We start from the raw sequence: 24,399 nt of genomic DNA on the forward strand, positions 1-24,399 counted from the left end.
ATGTTGCAGCACGTCACCGCTCAGCACAGCCAGAGCATACCGCGAGCGGCGTTTCAGACCGACGACCCGCTGGTTATTCTGCGCTTCGCGGCCGACGCCCTGCACGCAGGTATGGCGTCGGCGCTGGTGACTCTCACCGACATTCGCGGCGGATCGGCGCGTCCGCGCGGCGCGCAGATGGCGGTGCGGGAAGACGGACAGTATTGCGGCGTGGTGTCCGGCGGATGCGTTGAAGCCGCCGCGGCGTACGAAGCGCTTGAGGCGATTCATAGCGGTCGCGATCGCGATATTGTCTACGGCCAGGGTTCACCGTATATGGATATCGTCCTGCCCTGCGGCGGCAGTATCACTCTGCATGTCCGCCTGATACGCTCGGCGCAGCCGCTGCTGGCGGTGCTCACCGCGCTGGAACAGCGTCAGACAGCAGGCTTGCGCTGGCATCCCGATGCGCCGGGCTTCAGCGCCGTCAGCCATTCACTCAAAACCGGACGCGATAAGCAGGCTTTTCAGGTGGGCTATCGCCCTCGCCCGCGCATTATGCTGGTCGGTCGCTCAGCGGCGGCTGACATCACCGCGAGGATTGCTGAAGCCGCCGGGTATGAGGTGCATTCCTGCAGCGGCGTGCATCCCGCCAGCGGGAGCGTTGATGACGACACCGCCGTGGTGCTGCTCTACCACGATCTGCATCAGGAATTACCGTTTCTTGAGGCGGCCCTGAACGCCGCGCCGTTTTATATTGGCGCCCTGGGCAGTGAACGCACTCATCAGCGGCGCAGCGAAAGCCTTATCCAGCGCGGCTACTCTCCGCAGGCCATCGCGCGTATCAACGCGCCCATCGGCCTGTTCCCGAAAGCCCGCGATGCCGGTTCGCTGGCGCTGTCGGTGCTGGCCGATGTGGCGGCGGCGCGAACGGCCATGCTGGAAGATCGTTGATGCCGGTAGTCATTATTCTGGCAGCCGGTCAGGGCGAACGCTTTTATGCGTCGGGTGGAACGCGCCACAAGCTCGACGCGCTGCTGGAAGGGCAATCGGTCCTGCAACATGTTATTGCGGCGGTGAACGCCTCCGGTCTGGACTGGCATCTGGTCCGCCCCGCGGGCGGCACGGCGGGGATGGGCGCATCCATCGCCATGGGCGTCCGGGCGACCGCCGATGCCGGAGGCTGGCTGATCCTGCCAGGCGATCTGCCGCTTATCTGCCCGCAGACCCTGCTACAGGTCGCCGATGCCCTCAAGACGCATTCCATCGTAGTTCCCCATTTTCATCAACGTCACGGACACCCGGTGGCCTTCGGACACGAACATCTGCCAGCGCTGACCTCGCTGTGCGGGGATGCCGGCGCGGCGGCCATTGTTCATACCGCCAGAGCGGAAGGACGCGTACAGGATTTAGCGCTTAACGACGCTGGCATTATTGATGACGTTGATACCCTTTCCGATCTCGCCAGGGCGCGCCGACATTTCCTTGCACGGCAAAAACGCGCCCTTGCAGAAGATAAACCTTAAGGAGAACGGCATGACTCAGGCATCCTCTTTTACCGATAACGATCTTCATCTGCTCGATCGCTACTGGCGCGCGGCTAACTATCTTTCGGTGGGACAAATCTACCTGATGGATAATCCGCTGCTGCGCGAACCCCTAAAGCCGGAACACATTAAGCCGCGCCTGCTCGGCCACTGGGGCACCACGCCGGGCCTGAATTTTATCTATGCGCACCTTAACCATGCCATTCGCCAGCGCGACCTCGATATGATTTATATCTGCGGTCCAGGCCACGGCGGACCGGGGATGGTGGCGAATACCTGGCTGGAAGGCAGCTACAGCGATATTTACCCTGATATCAGTCAGGACGCTGAAGGGATGAAAAAACTGTTTAAACAATTTTCATTCCCCGGCGGTATTCCCAGCCACGCCGCGGCGGAAACGCCCGGCTCGATTAACGAAGGCGGTGAGCTCGGCTATTCGCTGTCGCATGCGTTTGGCGCGGTGTTTGATAACCCGTCGTTAATTGCGGCCTGTGTAATTGGCGATGGTGAAGCGGAAACCGGGCCGCTGGCCTCAAGCTGGCACGGCATCAAATTTCTTAATGCCGCCCGCGACGGCATAGTGCTGCCGATCCTGCATCTTAACGGCTATAAAATTGCTAACCCGACCATTCTGGGGCGCGAAAGCGACGACAGCCTGCGTCAGTATTTCAGCGGTCTGGGCTATACGCCGCTGCTGGTCAGCGGACACGAACCGGAGAAAATGCACCGGCAAATGGCGCAGACGCTGGCAGAAGCGCTGGATGCTATTGAGCGTTATCAGCAACAGGCCCGACGCGGTGAAGCTGCCGATGATCTGCCCCGCTGGCCGATGATTATTCTGCGCAGTCCAAAAGGCTGGACCGGGCCACAAACCGTAGACGGTAAAAAAGTTGAAGATTTCTGGCGCGCGCATCAGGTTCCGGTTTCCGCCTGCCGGGAAAATGATGAGCACCGGCAGATCCTGGAGCGCTGGATGCGCAGCTATCACCCGGAGGAGTTGTTCGATGAGCGCGGACAGCTTAAGGCTGAATTACAGGCGCTGGCCCCCAAAGGGGATAAACGGATGGGCGCTACGCCCTGGGCCAACGGCGGAAGGCTGCGCCGCGAACTGATTACCCCGTCGCTGCATGACTACGCGATAGACGTTCAGTCACCGGGAGAAACCCAGGCCGAGTCCACCGACGCGCTCGGCAGCTACCTCGCTGGTATATTCCAGCGCAACGCCGATAATTTCCGCCTGTTCGGGCCGGATGAAACCGCCTCCAACCGGCTGGGTAAAGTCTTCAACGTCACCAGCCGCACCTGGCAGGAGCCGATAAAACCGTATGACGAACAGCTGGCTGCGGATGGCCGGGTGATGGAGATCCTCAGCGAGCACCAGTGTCAGGGCTGGCTGGAGGGGTATTTGCTTACCGGTCGGCACGGTCTGTTTAACTGTTATGAAGCCTTTATTCATATCGTCGATTCGATGTTTAATCAGCACGCCAAGTGGCTTAAGGTCTCCCGAACCCTGCCGTGGCGCAAACCGGTCTCTTCGCTTAACTATCTGCTGTCGTCGCATGTCTGGCGGCAGGATCACAATGGTTACAGCCATCAGGACCCGGGGTTTATCGATCATGTCGCCAATAAGAAAGCGGATATTGTGCGCATTTATTTACCGCCGGATGCCAATACCCTGCTGTGCGTGGCAGATCACTGCCTGAAAACCTGGGATCGCATAAATGTGATTATTGCCGGGAAACAACCCGCGCCGCAGTGGCTGACGCTGGAGGAGGCGCAGAAGCACTGCGCGGCGGGAATGGGCATCTGGCACTGGGCCGGAAACGAGCAGAGCGGCGGCGCGCCGGATGTGGTGATGGCCTGCGCGGGCGACGTGCCGACCATGGAAGCCCTGGCGGCGGTGGATCTGCTGCGCGAGTACCTTCCCGATCTGCATGTGCGGGTGGTTAACGTGGTTGACCTGCTGGCATTGCAAACGAAAGAGCAGCATCCGCACGGGCTGAGTGACGACGATTTTGACGCCCTCTTCACCCCGGATAAACCGGTGATTTTTGCCTTCCACGGCTACCCAAGCCTGATCCACCGGCTAACCTACCTGCGTAACAACCATCGTAATTTCCACGTCCGCGGCTTTATGGAAGAAGGCACCACCACCACCCCGTTTGATATGACGGTGATGAACGGGCTGGACCGTTTCCACCTTGCGCAGGAGGCGATCCTGCGTGTTCCGCAGTTGCAGGGTAAAGCCGACGATATTCTGGATACGCTACAGGAGAAAATCGCCGAACATCATCGCTACGTGCGCGAACATGGCGAAGATCTGCCCGAGGTGCAGGGATGGAAATGGCCGTCGCAGCAGGGCGGCGAAAATATACCGGAGTAGCGGGATGAGGGTGGAACGAATGCCGGGTGGCGGCTTCGCCTTACCCGGGCGACTTACACCATACCGTAGGCCCGGTAAGCGCAGCGCCACCGGGCATCAGGGGCACGATGCTGACGTCCATACCGGATAATACCGGGTGGCGGCTTCGCCTTACCCGGCCTACGGCCATACTCCGCATCCTTGCCGCGTATCTGGTAACGTTAATGACTCAAAATCTGCTCCAAAAACTGCCGGGTGCGCGGATGTTCAGGCTGGTTGAAGAACTGCTCCGGCGGCGCGGATTCCACAATCCGCCCGTCGGCCATCAGGATCACGTTATCCGCTACGGTGCGGGCAAAGCCCATCTCATGCGTCACGACGATCATCGTCATCCCACCCTTTGCCAAATCCAGCATTACATCCAGCACTTCCTTAATCATCTCCGGATCAAGCGCCGACGTCGGCTCATCAAACAGCATAATTTCTGGCTGCATGCACAGCGCGCGGGCTATCGCCACCCGCTGCTGCTGGCCACCCGATAGCTGAAGCGGAAATTTGTAGGCCTGATTGCCGATATGCACTTTCTCCAGATAATGCATCGCCAGCTCCGTCGCCTGTTTCTGGCTCATCTTGCGCACCAGCCGCGGGCCGATGGTGAGGTTGTCCAGCACGCTAAGATGCGGGAACAAATTAAACTGCTGGAACAGCATGCCGATGCTCAAACGAATGCGATTAATATTGCGCACGTTGTCATTCATTTCGATGCCGTTGACCAGGATCTGCCCCTGCTGATGCTCTTCCAGCCGGTTGATACAGCGAATTAAGGTCGATTTGCCCGACCCGGACGGGCCGCAAATCACCACCCGCTCGCCCTTCGCCACGTTGAGGGAAACATTGTCCAGAACCTGAAACTTTCCGTACCATTTACTGACGGCATTCATTTCAATGATCGGTTGAGGTAAAGCTGCGGACATCAGGAGGCTCCTTCTGCGTGGTGGCTGGCGTCAATGCGTTTTTCTACCCAGATGGCGTAGCGGGAAAGCATAAAGCCGAACAAAATATAAATAGCCGCGATAAAAAGATAGGTTTCGATGTAATAGCGTCGCCACTGCGGGTCCTGCATCACGGCGCTGGTCGCGGTGAGCATGTCAAACAGGCCGATAATAATGACGAACGAGGTGTTTTTCATCGCGGCGATGATATGGTTGGTCACCGCGGGCAGACAGATGCGCAGCGCCTGCGGCAGAATGATTTTGGTGGTCGTGTGCCAGTAGCCGAGATTCAGTACCGTCGCCGCCTCATACTGCCCACGCGGTACAGACTGTAAACCACCGCGGATCACTTCCGCCTGATAGCAGGCAAAAAACAGCGCAATACCAACAATAATGCGCAGCAGTTTATTCACTTCCATATTGGTGGGCAGGAACAGCGGAAACACATTCACCGCCACGAACAGAATGGTGATCAGCGGCACGCCGCGCAGCCCCTCAATAAAGACCACCGACAGTCCACGGAAAAACGGCAGCGGCGAGCGACGGCCCAGCGCCAGCGCTACCGAGACCGGCATACCGAGGATCACCGTGCCGGAAAATAGCAGCAGCGTCAGCGGCAGTCCGCCCCAGTCGGCCGATGGTACCGGCGACAGCCCCAGCACCCCGCCGCTCATCAGACAGTACATCGCCACCAGCGCGACGGCCCACAGCGGCCACAGAAACCGTGAATGCCAGCAGGCAGGCGACAGCGACAGCCCGACGCTCACAAACCAGATCAACATGCACAGCGCCGGACGCCACTGCTGCTCATACGGATATAACCCGAACAGGATAGGCTGGTACTTTTCGCCGATCACCGCCCAGCAGGCACCTGCGGCGGCCCGACACTCCGCCGCTCCGCCGCTGAATACCGCGTCCGTCACGCCCCAGCGCAGCAGTTTTGCGCCGATGGTAACGATGACCGTCAGCAGCACCAGCGTTAATACCGTCTGCAGCGCGCTACTGAACAGGTTGCGACGCAGCCAGTCAATTGCCATAGGTTGCATAGCCTCTCCTTAGCGCTCTTTAATGGCGACGTAACGGTTAAAAAGATTCATCAGCAGTGAGGTCGTAATGCTGATAATCAGATACACCACCATCATGATGGCGATCGCTTCGAGTGCCTGACCGGTCTGATTCATCAGGGTATTGCTGATGTTCGCCAGTTCCGGATACCCCACTACCACGGCAATGGAGCTGTTCTTTGCCAGGCTGACATACTGGCTGGCCAGCGGCGGGACAATCACCCGCATTGCCTGCGGAATAATGACGTGGCGGATCACATGCCAGGGCGAAAAGGAGAGCGAGCGTGCCGCTTCAAGCTGCCCTTTCGGCACCGACTGGATCCCGGCGCGGACGATCTCGGCAATAAACGCCGAGGAATAAAGCGCGATACCCAGCAGCAGCGCGGTGAACTCCGGGCTGATGGTGAAGCCGCCGCGAAAGTTGAAGCCACGCAGTTCCGGGCGATCGATGGCATGCGGCGCGCCGCTCAGCCACCAGACCAACAGCGGCAAGCCGACGAGAAGGACGATTCGCAGGCGCGCCACCGGCAGCAGGCGGCCACTCCGCTCCCGTAACCGCCGGGCCAGCATCGCCAGGGCGAGACTGAGCACCACGCCTGCCGCCAGCGCCCACAAGGTCCACACCCAGCCGGGATCGGCCTGTAACACCGCAAAGGTCAAACCCCGGTTCGTCAGATAACCGGCGCCGGCCAGCTCAATGGCCCCGCGCGGCGACGGCAGATTGCGGATCGTCACCGCCCAGAAAATCACCTGTAAAATCACCGGCACGTTGCGCAGCAACTCCACATAGCCTTCGGCCAGTTTCTTCAGCAGCCAGTTTTTGGACACCCGCCCCAGGCCGACGATAAACCCCAGAACCGTCGCCAGCACAATGCCGCAGGCCATGACATACAGGGTGTTGAGTAAACCAACCAGCACCGCGCGGGCATAGCTGTCGCGCGGCGTATAGTCGATCAGCGTTTCACCAATCGCAAAATGGGCGCTTTGGTTGAGGAACGCAAACCCGGTGGTAATACGCTGGGTTTGCAGATTCTCCACCACGTTGTGATAAAGCCATCCGCAAAAGCCGACCAGCAGCACGGCGAGCAGGATTTGATAGCACCAGGCTCGCGTCGTTTTACTGCCGATGAGCGTCGTGAGGCCAGCGGGGCTGACCTGCCCCGGCGCATCAAGCGTTTCGGTGTGTTGTGATTGTTTCATCATGTCAGGATCGGGCGCATAAACGAAGGTTAGCGGATCGGTAAGCCATACAGCAGGCCACCGTCGTTCCATAATTTATTCAGATCGCGATCCAGCGGCTCTGCGCTCTGGGGACCAAAGTGGCGGTTATAAATATCGCCATAGTTGCCCACCTGCTTAATGATGTTGTAAGCCCACTGGTTATCCAGCCCCAGCTTCTGACCGAAATCGCCACTGACACCTAAAAGCCCCTGCACATCCGGATCGGCGGATTTCAGCTGCTGATCGACGTTCGCCTGGCTGGTTTTCAACTCTTCCGCGTTAAACGTGGCATACACTACCCATTTGACGATATCAAACCACTGATCGTCACCTTTACGCACCGCCATCGCCAGCGGCTCTTTCGAGTAGATCCCCGGCAGGATCACATGGTCGTCCGGGTTTTCGGCATCCACGTTTTTTACGCCGGGTAAGGCGACTTTGTCGCGGGCCAGCACATCGCAACGTCCGGCAAGGTAGGCCGCCACGTACTCTTTATTATTTTCAATCACCACCGGGGTGTAGTGCAGATGGCGGGAGGTAAAGATTTGCGCCACGTTCTGCTCGGTGCTGCTGCCCGGCGTGATGCAGACGGTGGCCCCGTCCAGATCCTCAATTGTTTTCACGCCGCTGTTGGCGCGGACCATAAATCCGGTGCCGGTGTAAAAATTTGGCGGCGCAAAGTTGAGGCCCAGCGACACGTCGCGGGTCAGCGAGGCGGTAATATTGCGCGACAGGACGTCCACCTCACCGGACTGAATGGCCGGAAAACGCTGCGCCGTGGAGAGCGGCGTAAAGCGAACTTTTTTGGCATCGCCTAAGACCGCCGCCGCCAGGGCGCGGCAGAAATCCACATCCAGCCCGATCCACTGGCCTTTACTGTCGATGGAGGAAAAGCCGTGGCGCGCCGGATGAACGCCGCACACCAGTTCGCCCCGGGCTTTAATTTTCTTTAGCGTCTCCCCGTTGCTGGCGGGCGCGTCGGCGGCCTGCGCTGAGAAGGCAAGGTTTCCGCTGGCGATCAGCAAGACCGCCGCCAGCATTTTCATTTTTTTGATCATCATCGACCCTTTTCCCGGTTAATTTTTTGTATTTACAACGCGTCTGACTATGTTCCGCGCTACGCCCGGCCTCTGGCAAAGAAGGAATATGGCGTAGCACATGCAAAAATGATCTAACCCATCCAGCCCTGCGCGCCCTGCCACAGCAGTTGCAGGCTCAGCAGCAGCATCGTCACCCGGAACACTACGCGGAATAGCTTTTCCGGCAGGTTGTCGAGCAGCCGGGAACCCAGCCAGGTGCCCAGCGCGCCGCTGATAATCATCGCAATGAGCACCGGTAGCCAGGCCGCCCAGGCGAAGCCCATCAGACCAAAAGCGAGTATTTTTAATCCGTGCTGAAGGACCATGCAGGTCGCATGGGTGGCAATCAGCGGTTGTCTCTTCAGCCCCTGAGAACTGATAAGTCCCGCGACCATCGGCCCCGTCGCGCCCACAATCATCGTCCCGATGCTGCTGATCCCACCGCCGATGACAAAAAACAGCTTATTCGTCGGCTTCGCCTCACTGCGTTTGTGAAAGACCGTCCAGAGGATAAATAGCGCTAAAGCGATACGCGCCAGGCTGTCCGGGATCGCCGCCGCCAGCGGTGCACCGAGGGCGATACCGACCGCGCTGCCGAGCAAAAACCACAGCACCAGCGGCCAGACCACATACATGCGCTGGATCAGCGTCCGGCTCAGGTTCGATCCTAACTGCACCATCCCGTGCACTGGCATCAGGCTGGCGACCGGCATCCCCAGCCCCATCACCGCCAGCAGCGCCGTGCCGCCGCCTAATCCCATCGCCGCCGTCAGCGCCGAGGTCAGAAAACTGCAAAACACCATCACCCCGGCAAACAGCGGCGAAATGTCAGCAGGAATAAGCGATAAGGTCATAGCGGTTCCACTTAGCGATAATCGTCTTGCAGCAGGCGGGCATACAGCGCCTGCGCGTCTTCGGCAGACATCACGCGAGTGGCACAATCGATAAATTTTTGCGCCAGCACGCCCTCCGCCAGCGGGTTATCCGGGCTGGAGCCCCGCGCCCCGGCAATCGCCTGTTGAAATTGACGCCCGTCTGTGGTGGTCAGGGTGACATAGGCTCGATGCGTCGTCGCCTCGTCATGGCAACCCAGCGTGACCTTGTGCATTAACGACTGCGTTGCCGGATCGGCAAAACGCGCCGTGTCGATAAAATCGTCCAGCGTCAGCGTCCCGGCGACAAAGGCCCGCGCCACGCAGTAGTGCAGACTGAATTTTCCTGCCAGCGGAGTTTCCGGCTGCGGAATATTGATATGCGGGAAGCGGATCGGATGCACCTGCACCTCAATGCGTTCGATCTGTTCTGGTTTCAGGCCCGTCTGCTTGCGCAGCGCCAGCACGCCGTCCACCGGCGAAAGAATGGCGTAACAGCAGGAGAAGTACTTAAAGTTGTTGCTCTTTTCGGTGTCAAGAATGTACGGCGTGCCGTCCCAGCGTTCGGTCAGCGCGGCAGGATCGACATTTTCGCTGCCGTTAAAAACGTTGAAATAGCCATGATGATGTTCCAGCGCCGTTTGCCCGGCGCTGAAGCCTTCCCTGGCCAGTTGCACCGCCATCACCGCACTGCGTGCCGCCTGACCGACGACCAGCGCTTTGGTCTGGCTGCCAAAATTGGATTTAATGCCGGACGCGAGCGAGGCACATATCGATAGCGCCGTCGCGGTGTGTTCTGGCGTTAAGTCGAGCAGCACCGCGCAGGCAGCGACGCCGGCAAAAATACCCACCGTGGTGGTAGGGTGCCAGCCGTGCCGGTACTGGAACGGGCTGACCGCTTTGCCCATCCGCACGGCGGTTTCATAGCCGCATAAATAAGCGCGGATAATCGCCTCGCCGTTAAGCGCGTGCTCGTCCGCCAGTGCCAGCACCGCAGGCAGGACGGCAACCGAGATGTGGCCGTGCAGCCAGGAATTTGAATCATCATAATCCAGCAGATGCGATGACGTGCCGTTGAGCAGCGCGGCATCCAGCGCGTTAAGCCGCAGATCGGTGCCGAAAACCCGGCTATTCCCGGTCGCGGCAGAAGGAACAATGACGCGGCGCAGCTTTTCCGCCCCGTCCTGCACGCCGCCCGCCAGCGTCACCCCGAGGGTGTCAATAATAGCGGTTCGCGCCTGCTCTCGGGCTGCTGGCGAAAAGCTTTGCTGCGAAAAGCGCAACAGATTTGCAGCGAGTTGTCCGGCAATACTCATACCTCTGCTCCTTTAAAATCATTGTTTTCGCCTGCCAGTAGCGCGGTGAGGGTTGCCAGGGCGCCCGGACGCTCAAAATGCGCCGCCGCCTGATACAGCGCTTCACTCTTCTGCGCCCCGAGCGCCGGGATCGCCAGCGAATCAAATTTGGCGCGCAGCTCCTCATCGGTTAAGGGGTTTTGCGCGTGACCGCGATACACCTCAGTATGGGCGTGCAATACCTCGCCATCCTCCAGCCAGACGTCAATAAAGGCCGAACTGGCGGATTGCCCTTCGACGGCCTCAACATTCAGTAACTCCAGCAGCGCGCGCGGCGCGGGATCGGCCACCGTTTGCGGCGTGAAATCGGTATCGGTCAGCGCATATCCGCTCAGCGCCAGCACGATGCAGTGCGGGATACTGAATTTGCTCTCCAGCGGCGTTTGCGGATTGAGGATCCCGGCGTTAACCATCCCCATCGGATGCACTTTGGCGTCAATGCGAATAATGGCGCGGCCTTGTAGCTGCGGGTAAAGCTGTCGTGCGGTTTCAATGGAAGCATGGGTCCCCCGGCAGCTGGCATACAGCTTGTAGCCGTTGGTCAGCAGTTCCCAGCTTTCGCCGAAATCCAGCGGCGGTATTTCCGCGCTGCCGTCCTGGATAAAGTTTTTCACCCAGCCGTCCGTTTCATAAAAATGATGCGCGCCGACGAATCCTTCCGCGGCCAGTTGCGCCGCGAGGATCCCGTCCATCGCGGCTTTTCCGGCATGGAAAGGCTTGCCGTGCGTACCCGAGGACTTTTGCAGCCCACCCATCATGGTTGCCGCCGCGCCGAGCGCGTTTTGAATTTGTGGCTCGCTAAGCCCGAGAAGCGAGGACGCCACCGCTGTCGCGCCCGCGCGTCCGACGATGGCGGTCGGATGAAAACCGCGGCGTTGCAGATTACGCCCCACCCCCGGCACCCAGCCGCCGCCAAGTTTTGCCATCACTTCAAATCCGGCGATAAAGGCTTTCAGTACCTGTTCCTCGCTGACCGGATGCGCCTGCGCCATCGCCAGCGCCGTTGACCAGCACGGCCCCCCCGGATGGCCCGCTCCCGCAGGATGGGTATCGTCATAATCTGCCGCATGGGCCATAGTGGCATTTATCAGCGCCGCCAGTCCCGGCGCGGTGGTTTCGCCAAGAATAACCCGCGCCGCGCCGGTGGCATTCCACTGGCGTGCCACCTGGCGCACGGCGCGCACCGCATCATCATTCACCGCGCCCAGCGCTACGCCGAGGTAATCAATCAGCGCGCGTTTGGCCTCATGCAACACCGTCTCCGGGATCGGCATCGTATGAGCGCGATGGATAAAATGACTGAGTTGATCTGCCCGGGGATAAGCGCCAGATACGGTGTCTGTTTTGGTCATGGTAAAATTCCCTGATGCTGACAAAAAACTTATAAAACAACAAGATGATTAATTGAATTCATTTGTATACAATAAATCAGGCCCTCAACATACCAGCGATGGCGCGAAGGTCAAAAGACGATTTTTAGCTATGCTAAGAACAAATGAGCGATGAAACATGATTTACTGTGGCAATATGGCGCTACATTCATGGTACGCGCTTCTGGCCTGTAAACTGGAAAAAAACCTCTGAAATTATGAACGTAAAACCTGGCGAGCGTGATGTGACGTTGTCACCTTTCGAGATACTGATCACGGCGATTGAACGCGGCGAGCTGCTGCCCGGCGAACGACTACAGGAAACCCGGCTGGCCGCACAGTTTGGCCTTAGCAGAACCCCTATCCGCGAGGCACTGCATCGCCTGGAAACTCTGGGCCTGGCAGAGCCGGGGCCGCAACGCGGTTTGATCGTCGCCAATATCAGCTATGACCGTCTGCGTCAGCTTTTTGCCGTCCGTGAAGGACTGGAGAAGATTGCCATGCAGCTGGCGGTGGCAGCCGCCTCTGATGAAGAAATCGCGCTCCTGCAACGCATGGTGGATGCAGAAAAAACGCTGACCGACAGTAAAGCGCTGCACGATCATAACCGCCTGTTTCACCGGCAGATTTATCGCTCCACCCACAATCCGTATCTTAATGAGATGCTGGATAATCTGCGCATTCATCTGTCACTGCTGCGTGGTACCACCTATGCGCTGTCGGACCGGGCGGAAGAGGCAAAGTGCGAGCATCAGGCGATGGTTGATGCCCTCACCCGCCGCGATGCTGAGGCGGCGCAGGACGCTGCCTGTCAGCATATCCGCAATGGCTATCGCGCCCGCCTCGCAATTATCAGTCAACTGGATAACTAAACCAGCTGCGAAGCCCTATTTCCTTGACCGCTGCCAGTATTCGCTAAGGGCAGGCGTCATACCATTCACCGGATCGCTGTCAGGAAACGGCAGCGAGGCAATACGGGCCAGCATCTCCGGCGTCGCCGCCGTCTTACACAGATCCGGCTCCTGCCCGGGTGGATACGCGCCAACCACCAGAAAATCGTCGGAGGCGGATAACCGGCGATGCCCGGTGCCCGCCGGCAGCAATATCACATCGCCTTTACGCACGTTGAATTCTTTACCGCCCGGACCACCCAGCAGCAGGCGAGCCGAACCGGCGGCAATGCCCAGTACCTCATGCGCGGTAGAGTGGTAATGATGATAGTCAAAGACGCCATTGCGGCGGCCAGCCGTTATCGGCAAAACGCTGCTCAAACTGGCTGGCGATATCCCCTTCGGTCACCACGCGCTGATAAAGCAGCACCGTCAGAAAAGGATGATTAGGGACCCATTCATGGGCAACGAAATGTTGCGTCTGCGGTAAAACCGGGGGCTGATGATGGTCGGGCATCGTTATTCTCCTTTGTTGTCGACACCCTTTAATACTAGTCGTTATTGAGATACTGCCCCGGCGTAGTGCCAAGGGTCTTTTTGAACATGGTAATAAATGCCGTTACCGAGTCGTAGCCCAGTTCCCAGGCGGTATTCTGCACCGACATTCCGGTCACCAGCAGGCGAATAGCAACCAGCACCTGAAGCTGCCGCCGCCAGCGGCCAAAGGTCATGCCGGTCTCTTTCAGTACGAAACGTTCAAAGCTGCGGGGACTCATTGCCAGGCGGCTGGCCCATACCGCGAGCGGGCAACGATCTGCCGGATTGGCCATCAGACTGTCCGCCAGCTGTTTGATCCGGGGATGCTCGCTGATTGGCAGGCTCAGCTGTTCTACCGGCATCAGGGTTAATTCATGCAGCATCACCTGCGCAAAACGGGCAACGGGGCTGTCGGACAAATAATCCTGCGGCAGATCGGCAAAATGTTTCAGCATCTCGCGCAGCATGGGGCTGATTTGCAGGGTGCAACACGCCTGCGGCATACCCTGTACGTCCGGCTCAATATATAAAAATAAAACGTCGCCAGAAGGCGTTACCCGGTTGCTGTGAGCTACCCCGGCGGGGATCCACGCGGCGCAGTTAACCGGGATCATCCAGTATGCCGTCGGTGCCAGACAAGTAACGCCGCCGTGCAGCGTCAGAATCAGCTGCCCTTTACGATGGCGGTGAAACGGCACCTCTTCCTGTTGCCCGGCAGAGTGCACCTTCAGCGCCACCACCGGATTCGGGTTGCGATCGATAGCAAAATGTTCAAGGGAATGCAGTAACGACATAGCGAGAATGTGCTGCGCCAGTGTTGGCGAAATTTAGCGATAGATTGTTGTTATATCGATATTACGGCAAAGCGGCAAGCCTTTATAGTAAGGCTGAAATTTGATTCAGAGCAAAAATCATGCGTAACGTGCATAAAAAAAACCTGCTGCTTATTGTTGGCATTCTGCTGATCGCCACTAACCTGCGCGCGCCGTTTACCAGCGTCGCACCGCTGCTGGAGATGATCCGTGCTGAACTGGGCTTAACGGCGACCCTGGCGGGCCTGGTGCAGACGCTGCCATTACTGGCTTTTGCCGCCTTCTCACCTTTCGCTGCCGGAGTAGCGCACCGGTTGGGGATGGAGAAGGCGTTATTTCTGGCGCTGATCGTTATTGCGGTCGGTATCGTAGTGCGCTCGTATGCCGGGCTACCCGGACTGTATGCCGGAACCCTGATCGTGGGCTCAGGCATTGCTATTGGTAATGTGCTGCTGCCCGGTATTTTAAAGCGCGATCTGCCGCATCGCGCGGCGAGCCTGACCGGGCTGTATGCCCTGACCATGGGACTGGCCGCCGCGCTGGGGTCGGCGGTGATGATCCCCCTGGCGCAACCGCTTCACGCCGGGTGGCATAATGCGCTGCTGAGCACGTTGCTGCTTCCGCTCATCGCAGTAGCCGTCTGGCTACCGCAATTATCGCGTCATACGCCGCGGCCTGCGGCACAGCACGGCGAGCATCGCCGTCACGCGTCAGGAGTCTGGCGTGCGGCGCTGGCCTGGCAGGTCTCCCTGTTTTTCGGCCTTAACTCATTTATTTACTACATTATTGTTTCCTGGCTCCCCGCGATGCTGGCAAACCTCGGCTTTAGTACCGCAGAAGCCGGATCGCTGCACGGTGTTCTGCAACTGGCGACGGCCCTCCCCGGCTTTTTTATCGGGCCGCTGCTCGGCCGACTGCGCGATCAGCGCGTGCCGGGGGTGGGTTTCGCCCTGATCGGCGCGATCAGTCTGGGCGGCCTGCTGCTGGCGCCATCGCTGGCAACGTTATGGGTGGTGCTGATTGGGATAAGCACCGGCGCGGGCGTGATCCTCGGGCTTGCCTTTATCAGCCTGCGCTCCCGTAATGCGCTACAGGCGGCGACGCTCTCCGGAATGGCGCAGTGCGTGGGTTATCTGCTGGCAGCTGGCGGGCCGCCGCTGGTGGGCCTGCTGCACGACAGTCTGGGGGGCTGGAAACTGCCGCTGACTGGCTGCACCGTGCTGGCACTGGTTCTGTCGCTGCTCGGCTATCTGGCTGGCAGAGCGCGTCATCTGCCGCTTGTGGACGCGGTGAAGACTGAGCAACACGCGTAGTGCAATGTGAGCCGTTATAAGAGATGCGCGCACCGACGCCATCCATATGACTGAGGGTTTGGGGGGCGCTCTGTTATCCGACGGGCCCTCCCTTTTTTCATGCTGTATGCCCTTTCCCGCCGCTATTTTTGCTGCTCGCGGAAACGCGCCACTTTGGCGCGGTTGCCGCACAGCGCCATGCTGCACCAGCGGCGGCGATGTGATTTGGTGTGATCGTAAAACCACAGCGTACAGTCGGGATGCTCGCAGGTTCTGATGAGGCCAAAATCGGGTTCAGCGAGCAATGAAGCCGCCAGTTCCGCCACCGGTCCCAGTAAATGCGCCGCACTGTGGCCGGGATAGATTTTCACTATCTCTACGCTATCACCGCTGCCGCTACGCAGTTGTTTACAGGCGGGGATCGACGCCAGGAAATGATTCAGCGCCTCCGGCTGCAATGTTTCCCCCGCTTTCTTCTGCGCCACCAGGACGCGAATCGTTTCCCGTAGTTGTCGCGCCTGTTGCAGTAACTCGCCCGCGGCCCACGACGCTGTCTCAACCGGACTTGCCAGCCCTGCATGGGTAAGCCAGGCCATGACATCCTCGTCTGACTGCCACATGTCCTGCGGCTGGCCGTTTACCTGCATAACCGTATTCAGAAAATCCAGCGCAGCATGATCCGCCAGAAATAAAGGGGCGTGGTCAGACGTCATAGAACACCTCAATAATAAAAACACTTTCACTTATGGTAGCTGAAATACGCGCCGATGTAACCCTTAAAAAACAATTTGACTGGTTACTTATTTTGCGCATACTGACACTGTGTAACCACATATTGTCATTTTAACAGTTACATCCTGGAGGCATTGATGACTACCAACATTCATTATCCGGTTCGCTATCAGTTTGCCGAGGCCGACGGCGTGCGCGTATTTTACCGGGAAGCCGGCGATCCTTCGCTGCCGGTATTGCTGCTGGTCCACGGGTTTGCCAGTTCTTCCCATCAGTTCCGTGAGCTGATCCCGCTGCTGGCCGATAAATTCCACCTGATAGCTCCCGATCTGCCGGGCTTTGGCTTTACCGAGATGCCGGATGCGCGCGATTATCCCTATTCCTTTGACGCCCTCGGCCAGACGCTGACCGCGTTTGTTGATGCGCTGGATCTGAAGCGTTATGCGCTTTACGTGTTTGATTACGGTGCGCCCGCCGGGCTGCGTCTGGCCCTGAATTATCCTGAGCGGGTCAGCGGTCTGATTTCGCAAAACGGTAATGCCTACCTTGAAGGGCTCGGTGATGCGTGGGAGCCGGTGCGCGCCTACTGGGACGATCCGTCGCAGGCCAATCGTCAGGTGGTCAACGATGCGGTGTTAAATATGGAAGGAATTCGCTGGCAGTATCTGCACGGCGTGCAGGATCCGCAGAGTGTCGCGCCGGAAACCTGGCATCTGGATACGCTGCTGATGGAGCGGCCGGGCAACAAAGCGATCCAGCTGGATCTGTTCCTCGACTATGCCAACAACTTAACGCGCTACCCGGATTTCCAGGCTTTTTTCCGCGCCAGACAGTTGCCAACGCTGGTGATCTGGGGCAAACACGATCCGTTCTTCATTCCACCCGGCGCGAAAGCCTGGCAACGTGATAATCCGCACGCGGTGGTGGAACTGCTGGATACCGGTCATTTTGCGCTGGAAACCCATGTGGGTTATATCGCTAAACGCATTCGCGAAGTCATTGGCGAGGCGGTGTAATAAGGTAAAACCGCCGCGCCGCGACAGTGCGCGCGGCAGTTTTATTAATCCTGTGCTGGTGCGGTGGCGACATCTACCCGCACCCGTAGTCCTGTCAGTAGTCCCGCGACCAGCATCACTACGCCCACCGCCATGCTCCAGAAAACCCAAGGGCAATACCTCACAGGCCGCATTCAGTCGGGCGTTTAAACGGGTTACCGGGCAGCCGCCGGGAGCCAGCCGACTGAAACTCGCCGCCGGTAATGATTAAAACCGACGCCGCTCCCAACAAAGCCGACCCACGCGTCATTTTTTGCCGCCATTTTGCGACATAAAAATGTCTGCCACGCCGCAAAATGCCACATTCGTCACGCGCTGCGGGCGATATTCGTCTAAGGTTTTCAGATGGTTGATTGCAGCGGATCTGCTGATCGCCTGGCCTAAGGAGAATAATCGATGACAATACCTGCTACGCGCCGCCCTTCTGTGCTCGCGCTGAACATTGCCCTCGGCACGCTGCTGTTCGCTGCCGAAGCCGCACTGGCGGATGATGCGGTCAAACAACCGCCAGATATCCTGCTCGGCCCGCTTTTTACCGATGTGCAGAGCGCCAAACTGTTCCCCGATCAGAAGACTTTTGCCGATGCGGTGCCAAAGGGCGATCCGCTGATGATCCTCGCCGATTACCGGATGCAGCGCAGCCAGCGAGGTTTTGATCTGCGCCACTTTGTGGACGTGAATTTTACGCTGCCGGGCGAAGGTGATAAATATGTGCCGCCTGCGGGCCAGACCCTTCGCGCGCATATCGACGACCTGTGGCCGGTGCTGACCCGCACTACCGATAGCGCGAGCAAGTGGGATTCCCTGCTGCCGCTGCCTGAATCCTATGTGGTTCCCGGCGGACGCTTCCGCGAGGTCTATTACTGGGACAGCTACTTCACCATGCTGGGTCTGGCAGAGAGCGGTCACTGGGATAAAATCGAGGATATGATCGCCAACTTCGCCTGGGAAATTGATACCTTCGGACATATTCCGAACGGCAACCGCAGCTACTATCTCAGCCGCTCGCAGCCGCCGTTTTTTGCGTTTATGGTGGAGTTGCTGACCGATCACAAAGGCGATGAAGTGTTAAAACAGTATCTGCCGCAGCTGGAAAAAGAGCACAACTACTGGATGGAAGGCGCGGATTCGCTGGCCGCCGGGCAAACCAATAAACGGGTGGTTAAGCTGGACGATGGCGCGGTGCTTAATCGCTACTGGGATGAGCGCGACGCGCCGCGTACCGAATCGTGGCTCGACGATGTGACCACCGCGAAAAATACGCCGAATCGGCCGGCGACCGAGGTTTATCGCGATCTGCGCGCCGGGGCGGCCTCCGGCTGGGACTTCAGCTCCCGCTGGATGGACGATCCGAATAAGCTCGGTACTCTGCGTACCACCAGCATCGTGCCGGTGGATCTGAACTCGCTGATGTTCAAGATGGAGAAAGTGCTGGCCCGCGCCAGTAAAGCCGCGGGCGATAGTGCCAAAGCCAGTCAGTATGACGCCGAAGCCAGCGCGCGCCAGCGGGCGATGGAAACTTACCTGTGGAACGATAAAGAGGGCTGGTACGCCGATTACGATCTGAAAACGAAAAAGGTGCGCAATCAGCTTACCGCCGCTGCGTTGTTCCCGCTGTACGTGAATGCGGCGGCGAAAGATCGGGCGGATAAAGTTGCCACCGCCACCGCCTCACAGTTGCTGAAACCCGGCGGCATTACCACCACCACTGTCAACACCGGGCAGCAGTGGGATGCGCCGAACGGCTGGGCTCCGCTCCAGTGGGTGGCGACCGAAGGACTGCAAAATTATGGCCATGAAAAAGTGGCGATGGATGTGACCTGGCGCTTCCTGACCAACGTTCAGCACACTTACGACAGAGAGAAGAAGCTGGTGGAAAAATATGATGTCAGCTCCACCGGTACTGGCGGCGGCGGTGGCGAGTATCCGCTGCAGGATGGCTTTGGCTGGACTAACGGCGTCACGCTGAAAATGCTTGACCTGGTTTGTCCGAAGGATAAACCCTGCGACAACGTGCCTTCCTCTCGCCCTCAGGCGGCAAATGACGATTCACTGACCCAAAAACAGGCGCAGTAATCGCTCTGGCCCACTACCCGTTCTGGTAGTGGGCCATCTCTTGCATCATTAATTTTCCTTTTCTGATATCGACTTAATGCTGAATCCCTTGATTTGGCAAGGCTTTCTGCGCCTAAAATGCTTGAACACTGAAACGATAACAATAATAATTCGCATTCCATTGTTACGATTTTACACAACCCCGGAATGTGCGATGACCCGATTGATTGCTAAACGCTCCACGCTGGCCTGCGCCCTGGCGCTGGCGCTGCCTCCTTTTGCGCTGGCGGAAGAAACGGTGGTGGTGACCGCCGCCCCCGTTGAGTCTGCCGTTGCGCCAACCAAAGGCTACACCGCGAAAACCTCGCGCGGCTCCACGAAAACCGATGAACCGCTCATTACCACCGCCCAGTCGGTCTCGGTGGTCACGCGTCAGCAGATGGACGATCAGGGTGCCAATACCATCAGTCAGGCACTCAATTATACGCCGGGGGTGTACTCCAATTTTAGCGGCGGCGCGACCCGTTTCGACACCGTATCACTGCGCGGCTTCCACGGCGGCGACGTGGATAACCTGTTCCTCGACGGCATGCGCCTGATGAGCGACGGCGGCAGCCATAACGTGATTCAGATCGACCCGTGGTTCATTGAGCGCGTGGACGTGGTGAAAGGGCCGTCGTCGGCGCTGTACGGGCAGAGCGTGCCGGGTGGGCTGGTGAATTTGACCTCTAAGCGTCCGCAGTTTACGTCAGAAGGTCACGTTCGCCTGAGCGGAGGCACGCAGAATACCAAAGGCGGCGCGTTTGATTATACCGATGCCATCAACGACCAGTGGGCGTACCGTATCATCGGTATGACCCGCACCAGCGATACCCAGTACGACCATACCCGCGAAGAGCGTTATGCCATCTCGCCTTCCCTGCTGTGGCAACCGGACACTGACACCAGCCTGCTGCTGCGCGCGTATCTGCAAAAAGATCCGTCCGCCGGCTATCACGGCTCGCTGCCGCTGGACGGTACGCGCTACGCGCACAACGGTCACAAACTGTCGAACAGCACCAATGAAGGCGATCCGGGCGATGGCTATAAGCGCCGCGAGCAGATTTACAGTATGGAATTCGACCATCAGTTTGACGATATCTGGTCGGTGCATTCCAGCGGCAGCTACACCCACTCCAATGTCTCGCTGGATCAGGTCTATCAGGTCGGCTGGATCGACGGTTCCGACAATCTGTCTCGCGGGTACAGCGGCTCGCGCGGCTCGCTGGATGCCTGGTCAACCGATAACCGCGTTCAGGCTGATTTCTCCACCGGTGAGGTGGCACACACCGTTGTCCTCGGCGGAGAATACCACCGCTTCCGCAATGATTTGTGGACCGGCGCAGGCGATGCCGCCGCGCTGAATCCGTATACCGGCTATACGCCGCAAACCGGACACACTATTACCTACAGCGACTATAACAATCGTCGTTACTATCAGACCGGGGCGTATCTGCAGGATGAGATGGTGTGGAACCGCTGGCATCTTGACTTATCCGGACGCTTCGACCGCATTGTGTCTGAGCAGGTCAGTGATACCAACAGCACCAAAAGCCGTCGCTCGGACGATCATGTCAGCACGCGCGCGTCACTGCTTTATGCTTTCGAAAACGGTTTATCGCCGTATATCAGCTACAGCGAAGCCATCACCCCGGCAACGCTGGCGGGTGCCGACGGCACGCTGCTGAAACCGACCACCGCCGAGCAGTACGAAGCTGGTCTGAAGTTCCAGCCGCCGGGAACGTCCGATCTGTATAGCGTGGCGATTTATGATTTAACGCAGAAAGATGTGGCAACCCGCGATATTAACATCGCCACCGCGACCTTTATTCCGGCCGGTAAGGTGCATTCGCAGGGCGTGGAGCTGGAAGCGCGTAATCAACTTACCCCTGAGCTGAGCACCATTGCGTCGTACACCTGGAACCGTCTGCGCTTCCAGGATTCGCTCGACGGCAACGACGGTAATATGCCGCAGCTGACGCCGGATCAGATGGCCTCGTTCTGGGCGCACTACCAGTTTGCGGGCGGGATCAGTGTCGGTACCGGCGTGCGTTACATTGGTAAGCAGTGGGCCGACGATCAGAATACCGAGCGTCTGCCGTCAACGACCCTGCTGGATGCCTCGGTACGAGCCGATCTGGGCGCGTGGACGCCATCCCTGAAAGGGGCATTTGTCCAGGTTAACGCTAACAATCTGACCGATCGTGACTATGTGGCGGGCTGTTACGGAACAGGGAACTGCTATGTGGGAGCGGAACGAAGCGTGATTGCGACGGTAGGTTACAACTTCTGATGAATGTGCCGGGCAGCAGACGCTGCCCGGCGAAAACGGCAATACAGGTTATCGGCGCACCATACGGAAGATAGCCAGCACCACAATGGCACCTACCACCGCGACCATAAAGCTACCCAGGTTAAAGCCGCTTACCGGGCCGCCAATACCAAACAGCGTACTCAGCCAGCCACCGACCACCGCACCAATAATCCCGAGGATACAGGTGAGGAAGAAACCACCCCCATCGCGTCCCGGCATGATCAGTTTGGCAATAATACCTGCGATAAGTCCAAATACGATCCAGGCAATAATACCCATTAGTCCATCCTCCTGTAAGTCACACAAAATGCAGGTGTTGTTTCCCTGCGCTAACGTTTCAAGTATAGGTAGATCCTGATAAAAGTGCGGCGACGGAGAAAATTTTTCTCACTGGCAAAAAAATAAATCGCTGCTATGAAGTTCTGCCGCCAGCCGCCGATACTTCAGCAAAGAAATATCATCAGGGAATTATTGAGCGTGACTCATCACAGTGAACAATTTCTTAAACAGAACCCGCTGGCGGTCCTGGGCGTGCTGCGCGATCTGCATAAGCAGCAGATCCCAATCCGCGTGTGCTGGGCATCCGGACAATTTATCAGTCGCATTCTGGACGTGACGCAGGAACAGCTGATCATCGATTTCGGCAGCCAGGATTATGAAAATAGCGCGGTTCAGCGCGCGCAGGGTATTGAGATCACCGCCGAGACCCAGGGCGCGAAGGTGGAATTTCATCTGCCCGCATTGCGTAGCGCTGCCTGGCAGCAGCTTCCGGCGTTTGTTACTCCTCTGCCGCCGTCGCTGTGGTTTTTGCAGCGCCGGGAATATTTTCGCATCAGCGCCCCCCTGCACCCGGCCTATTTCTGTCATGCAACACTTGCCGATAACAGCGCCCTCCGCTTTCGTTTATACGATTTGTCGCTGGGCGGGATGGGGGCATTAATGGATAACGCGCCGCCGGACTGTTTGCAGCCAGGCGTGCGTCTGTCGCAGATTGAACTGGATATGGGTGAATGGGGGCGTTTTCATTTTGATGTGCAGCTGATCGCCATTACCGAGCGCAAGGTGGTGGACGGTAAGAATGAAACCATCAGCACGCCGCGCCTGAGTTTCCGCTTTCTTAACGTTAACCCGGCGGTGGAACGCGAACTCCAGCGGATTATTTTCTCGCTGGAGCGCGAGGCGCGCGAACGCGCCAAAAAAGTCCGCTGATTACATGGCGTCCATCGCTTTCTGCACCTTCCAGATGTAGCGCGGAGCCTGCGGCGATGGATGTTTGTCGGCGACGTGCTCAACAAATTCGTCCGGGCTTAAATCGTTAATTTCTTCAATCGCTTCTTTACGATCGGATGAAAAGGTTCTGAGCAATGCGCCTGCCCCGTTGGCATATGCCACCACCAGCGCGTATTGCATGGTTTCCGGATCTTTGATCCCCGCCAGCGCGCCGTGTTCCAGAATGCTCAAATAGGCGGTGCCCATCGAGATATTGCGCTCCGGATTTTTCAGCTCGCTGGTGGACGGCTGTCCGCTCCAGCCCATATGGCGATACACGTCGCGCCCCGACGTTGAGGCTTTAAGCTGCATCAATCCTACGGCATTAGATTTGCTGACCACCGTCGGATTACCGCCGGATTCGATGGCGATAATCGCCGTGATCAGCCGCGGGCTGACACCCCACGCCTCACCCGCTTTCTGGCTTATCGGCATCCACTGCATCGCCCGTTTCACCGGCACTTCAGGGTTCCACGGCGGGTTGGTATAATCCTGTTTTGACGAACATCCGGCCAGTAATACAATCAAAAAAGCAAACCATCTTAATTTCACGCATCAATCCTTTTATACCTGCAATCCGCCGCTGCGGATGACAACGGTTGGGGTTAAATGCATGATAACCGTTTCATTCCCAGCAAGGAAATGCCATGTCTCTGATTCATCTTATTGCCCCTTCCGGCTATTGCATTAACCAGATTGCCGCGGCGCGTGGCGTTGAACGTCTCGAAGCTGCCGGGCATCAGGTGGAAAATCGTGAGGTCATTCTGCGCCGCGAGCAGCGTTTTGCTGGCCCGGAGCAGGCCCGTCTGGCGGATATCAATGCCCTGGCGACGCTTGTAGGGGAAAACCGGATCGTAATGGCGGTACGCGGTGGCTACGGAGCCAGCCGCCTGCTGGAGGATATCGACTGGCCAGCGCTGGTCGCGCGCCAGCAGCAGGATCCGCTGTTGATTTGCGGCCACAGTGATTTCACCGCCATTCAGATGGGCCTGCTGGCGGCCGGTAACGCGATCACCTTCAGCGGCCCGATGCTGGCCGGCAATTTTGGCGCAGAAACGCTGGACGCGTTTACCGAATACCATTTCTGGCAGGCGCTGCGTAATCCGGTCTTCACGCTTGAGTGGAACGGCGGCGGCCCGGCCTGTAAGGCCTCCGGCACGTTATGGGGCGGCAATCTGGCGATGCTGGTCTCGCTTATCGGCACCCCCTGGCTGCCCGCGATTGAAAACGGCATTCTGGCGATCGAAGATATTAACGAACATCCGTTCCGCGTTGAGCGCATGCTGCTCCAGCTTCATTATGCAGGCATCCTTAACCGTCAGCAGGCCATCGTGCTGGGCAGTTTTAGCGGCGTTGCCGCCAATGACTATGATGCTGGTTACGATTTGCAGAGCATGTGCCGCTATTTGCGTTCGCGTCTTCGCGTGCCGGTGATTAGCGGACTGGATTTTGGCCATGAGCCGCGCACCGTAACGTTACCGCTCGGGGCGCAGGCGACGCTGGTTCACCACGGGACAACCTCGACGCTGACGGTGAGCGGTCATCCGGTGCTAAATACCTAAA

Annotated in this window: 23 protein-coding genes; 10 read left to right on the forward strand and 13 right to left on the reverse strand. The window is 58.3% G+C overall.

The annotated features are described in order from the left end of the window. From P0H77_RS12365 to P0H77_RS12375, 3 genes are read left to right on the forward strand one after another with little or no spacing between them, the layout of a single operon-like run. Nucleotides 1–933 carry an XdhC family protein gene (locus P0H77_RS12365; RefSeq protein WP_276157203.1) on the forward strand — a complete coding sequence of 311 codons (933 nt, stop codon included), beginning with the start codon at nt 1–3 and terminating at the stop codon, nt 931–933. Further along, nucleotides 933–1,505, forward strand: coding sequence for an NTP transferase domain-containing protein (locus P0H77_RS12370; protein ID WP_276157204.1), 573 nt, complete (start codon nt 933–935; stop codon nt 1,503–1,505). The genes P0H77_RS12365 and P0H77_RS12370 overlap by 1 nt, the downstream gene beginning before the upstream one ends. Before the next feature lie 10 nt (nt 1,506–1,515). After that, on the forward strand, nt 1,516–3,909 hold the full coding sequence (locus P0H77_RS12375) for a phosphoketolase family protein (RefSeq protein WP_276157205.1): 2,394 nt from the start codon (nt 1,516–1,518) through the stop codon (nt 3,907–3,909). Nucleotides 3,910–4,109: 200 nt separating this feature from the next. Here P0H77_RS12375 and P0H77_RS12380 read toward each other — a convergent pair whose 3' ends face one another. The 7 genes from P0H77_RS12380 to P0H77_RS12410 all read right to left on the reverse strand — a co-directional run bounded on the left by P0H77_RS12380 (nt 4,110) and on the right by P0H77_RS12410 (nt 11,823). Further along, on the reverse strand, nt 4,110–4,862 hold the full coding sequence (locus P0H77_RS12380) for an amino acid ABC transporter ATP-binding protein (RefSeq protein WP_276157206.1): 753 nt from the start codon (nt 4,860–4,862) through the stop codon (nt 4,110–4,112). Further along, entirely contained in the window at nt 4,862–5,926 is a 1,065-nt protein-coding gene (locus P0H77_RS12385; RefSeq protein ID WP_276157207.1) for an amino acid ABC transporter permease, read from the reverse strand. The genes P0H77_RS12380 and P0H77_RS12385 overlap by 1 nt, the downstream gene beginning before the upstream one ends. A 9-nt stretch (nt 5,927–5,935) precedes the next feature. Then, a complete protein-coding gene (locus P0H77_RS12390) occupies nt 5,936–7,147 on the reverse strand; it encodes an ABC transporter permease subunit (RefSeq protein ID WP_276165120.1) in 1,212 nt (403 codons plus the stop codon). 26 nt (nt 7,148–7,173) lie between these two features. Further along, a complete protein-coding gene (locus P0H77_RS12395) occupies nt 7,174–8,226 on the reverse strand; it encodes an amino acid ABC transporter substrate-binding protein (protein WP_276157208.1) in 1,053 nt (350 codons plus the stop codon). Nucleotides 8,227–8,336: 110 nt separating this feature from the next. Next, nucleotides 8,337–9,098, reverse strand: coding sequence for a sulfite exporter TauE/SafE family protein (locus P0H77_RS12400; RefSeq protein WP_276157209.1), 762 nt, complete (start codon nt 9,096–9,098; stop codon nt 8,337–8,339). Nucleotides 9,099–9,109: 11 nt separating this feature from the next. Continuing rightward, nucleotides 9,110–10,432, reverse strand: a complete 1,323-nt coding sequence (locus tag P0H77_RS12405; RefSeq protein ID WP_276157210.1) for an MmgE/PrpD family protein — start codon at nt 10,430–10,432, stop codon at nt 9,110–9,112. Further along, a complete protein-coding gene (locus P0H77_RS12410) occupies nt 10,429–11,823 on the reverse strand; it encodes an MmgE/PrpD family protein (protein ID WP_276157211.1) in 1,395 nt (464 codons plus the stop codon). Before P0H77_RS12410 ends, P0H77_RS12405 begins: the two co-directional genes overlap by 4 nt. 236 nt (nt 11,824–12,059) lie before the next feature. Here P0H77_RS12410 and P0H77_RS12415 point away from each other — a divergent pair, with 236 nt between their 5' ends. Beyond that, nucleotides 12,060–12,713 (forward strand): GntR family transcriptional regulator, encoded by a 654-nt coding sequence (locus P0H77_RS12415; protein ID WP_276157212.1) that lies wholly within the window; start codon nt 12,060–12,062, stop codon nt 12,711–12,713. 15 nt (nt 12,714–12,728) lie between these two features. Here P0H77_RS12415 and P0H77_RS12420 read toward each other — a convergent pair whose 3' ends face one another. The 3 genes from P0H77_RS12420 to P0H77_RS12430 are packed head-to-tail and all read right to left on the reverse strand — an operon-like array spanning nt 12,729 to nt 14,062. After that, the gene (locus tag P0H77_RS12420) at nt 12,729–13,100 is read right to left on the reverse strand and encodes a cupin domain-containing protein (RefSeq protein ID WP_276157213.1); all 372 of its coding nucleotides are present in this window, start codon (nt 13,098–13,100) and stop codon (nt 12,729–12,731) included. Continuing rightward, a complete protein-coding gene (locus P0H77_RS12425) occupies nt 13,063–13,248 on the reverse strand; it encodes a hypothetical protein (RefSeq protein ID WP_276157214.1) in 186 nt (61 codons plus the stop codon). Before P0H77_RS12425 ends, P0H77_RS12420 begins: the two co-directional genes overlap by 38 nt. Before the next feature lie 34 nt (nt 13,249–13,282). Then, on the reverse strand, nt 13,283–14,062 hold the full coding sequence (locus P0H77_RS12430; protein ID WP_276157215.1) for a helix-turn-helix transcriptional regulator: 780 nt from the start codon (nt 14,060–14,062) through the stop codon (nt 13,283–13,285). A gap of 119 nt (nt 14,063–14,181) precedes the next feature. On the opposite strand from P0H77_RS12430, the gene P0H77_RS12435 reads away from it, so the two are divergent. Further along, a complete protein-coding gene (locus tag P0H77_RS12435) occupies nt 14,182–15,393 on the forward strand; it encodes an MFS transporter (RefSeq protein ID WP_276157216.1) in 1,212 nt (403 codons plus the stop codon). A gap of 122 nt (nt 15,394–15,515) precedes the next feature. On the opposite strand, the gene P0H77_RS12440 is transcribed toward P0H77_RS12435, so the two are convergent. After that, nucleotides 15,516–16,085 (reverse strand): ABATE domain-containing protein, encoded by a 570-nt coding sequence (locus P0H77_RS12440; protein WP_276157217.1) that lies wholly within the window; start codon nt 16,083–16,085, stop codon nt 15,516–15,518. Nucleotides 16,086–16,241: 156 nt separating this feature from the next. Between P0H77_RS12440 and P0H77_RS12445 the strand changes: the two genes are divergently transcribed. From P0H77_RS12445 to P0H77_RS12455, 3 genes are all read left to right on the forward strand, one after another. Further along, complete coding sequence (locus P0H77_RS12445) at nt 16,242–17,120, forward strand: alpha/beta hydrolase (RefSeq protein WP_276157218.1); 879 nt, start codon at nt 16,242–16,244, stop codon at nt 17,118–17,120. A 435-nt stretch (nt 17,121–17,555) separates the two neighbouring features. After that, entirely contained in the window at nt 17,556–19,235 is a 1,680-nt protein-coding gene (locus P0H77_RS12450) for an alpha,alpha-trehalase (protein WP_276157219.1), read from the forward strand. 193 nt (nt 19,236–19,428) lie between these two features. Beyond that, nucleotides 19,429–21,546: a TonB-dependent siderophore receptor gene (locus P0H77_RS12455; protein ID WP_276157220.1), complete on the forward strand. Its 2,118-nt coding sequence runs from the start codon at nt 19,429–19,431 to the stop codon at nt 21,544–21,546. Between the two features lie 48 nt (nt 21,547–21,594). Here P0H77_RS12455 and P0H77_RS12460 read toward each other — a convergent pair whose 3' ends face one another. Beyond that, nucleotides 21,595–21,846: a GlsB/YeaQ/YmgE family stress response membrane protein gene (locus tag P0H77_RS12460; protein ID WP_176917839.1), complete on the reverse strand. Its 252-nt coding sequence runs from the start codon at nt 21,844–21,846 to the stop codon at nt 21,595–21,597. Nucleotides 21,847–22,044: 198 nt separating this feature from the next. On the opposite strand from P0H77_RS12460, the gene P0H77_RS12465 reads away from it, so the two are divergent. Next, nucleotides 22,045–22,776 carry a flagellar brake protein gene (locus tag P0H77_RS12465; RefSeq protein ID WP_276157221.1) on the forward strand — a complete coding sequence of 244 codons (732 nt, stop codon included), beginning with the start codon at nt 22,045–22,047 and terminating at the stop codon, nt 22,774–22,776. Here the strand turns inward: P0H77_RS12465 and emtA are convergent, their stop codons facing one another. Then, complete coding sequence (emtA, locus tag P0H77_RS12470; RefSeq protein WP_276157222.1) at nt 22,777–23,388, reverse strand: membrane-bound lytic murein transglycosylase EmtA; 612 nt, start codon at nt 23,386–23,388, stop codon at nt 22,777–22,779. Nucleotides 23,389–23,483: 95 nt separating this feature from the next. Here emtA and ldcA point away from each other — a divergent pair, with 95 nt between their 5' ends. Continuing rightward, nucleotides 23,484–24,398: a muramoyltetrapeptide carboxypeptidase gene (gene ldcA / locus P0H77_RS12475; protein WP_276157223.1), complete on the forward strand. Its 915-nt coding sequence runs from the start codon at nt 23,484–23,486 to the stop codon at nt 24,396–24,398. The last annotated feature ends 1 nt before the right edge of the window (nt 24,399 follow it).

Source organism: Superficieibacter sp. HKU1 (assembly GCF_029319185.1).
Taxonomy (GTDB): Bacteria; Pseudomonadota; Gammaproteobacteria; order Enterobacterales; family Enterobacteriaceae; genus Superficieibacter.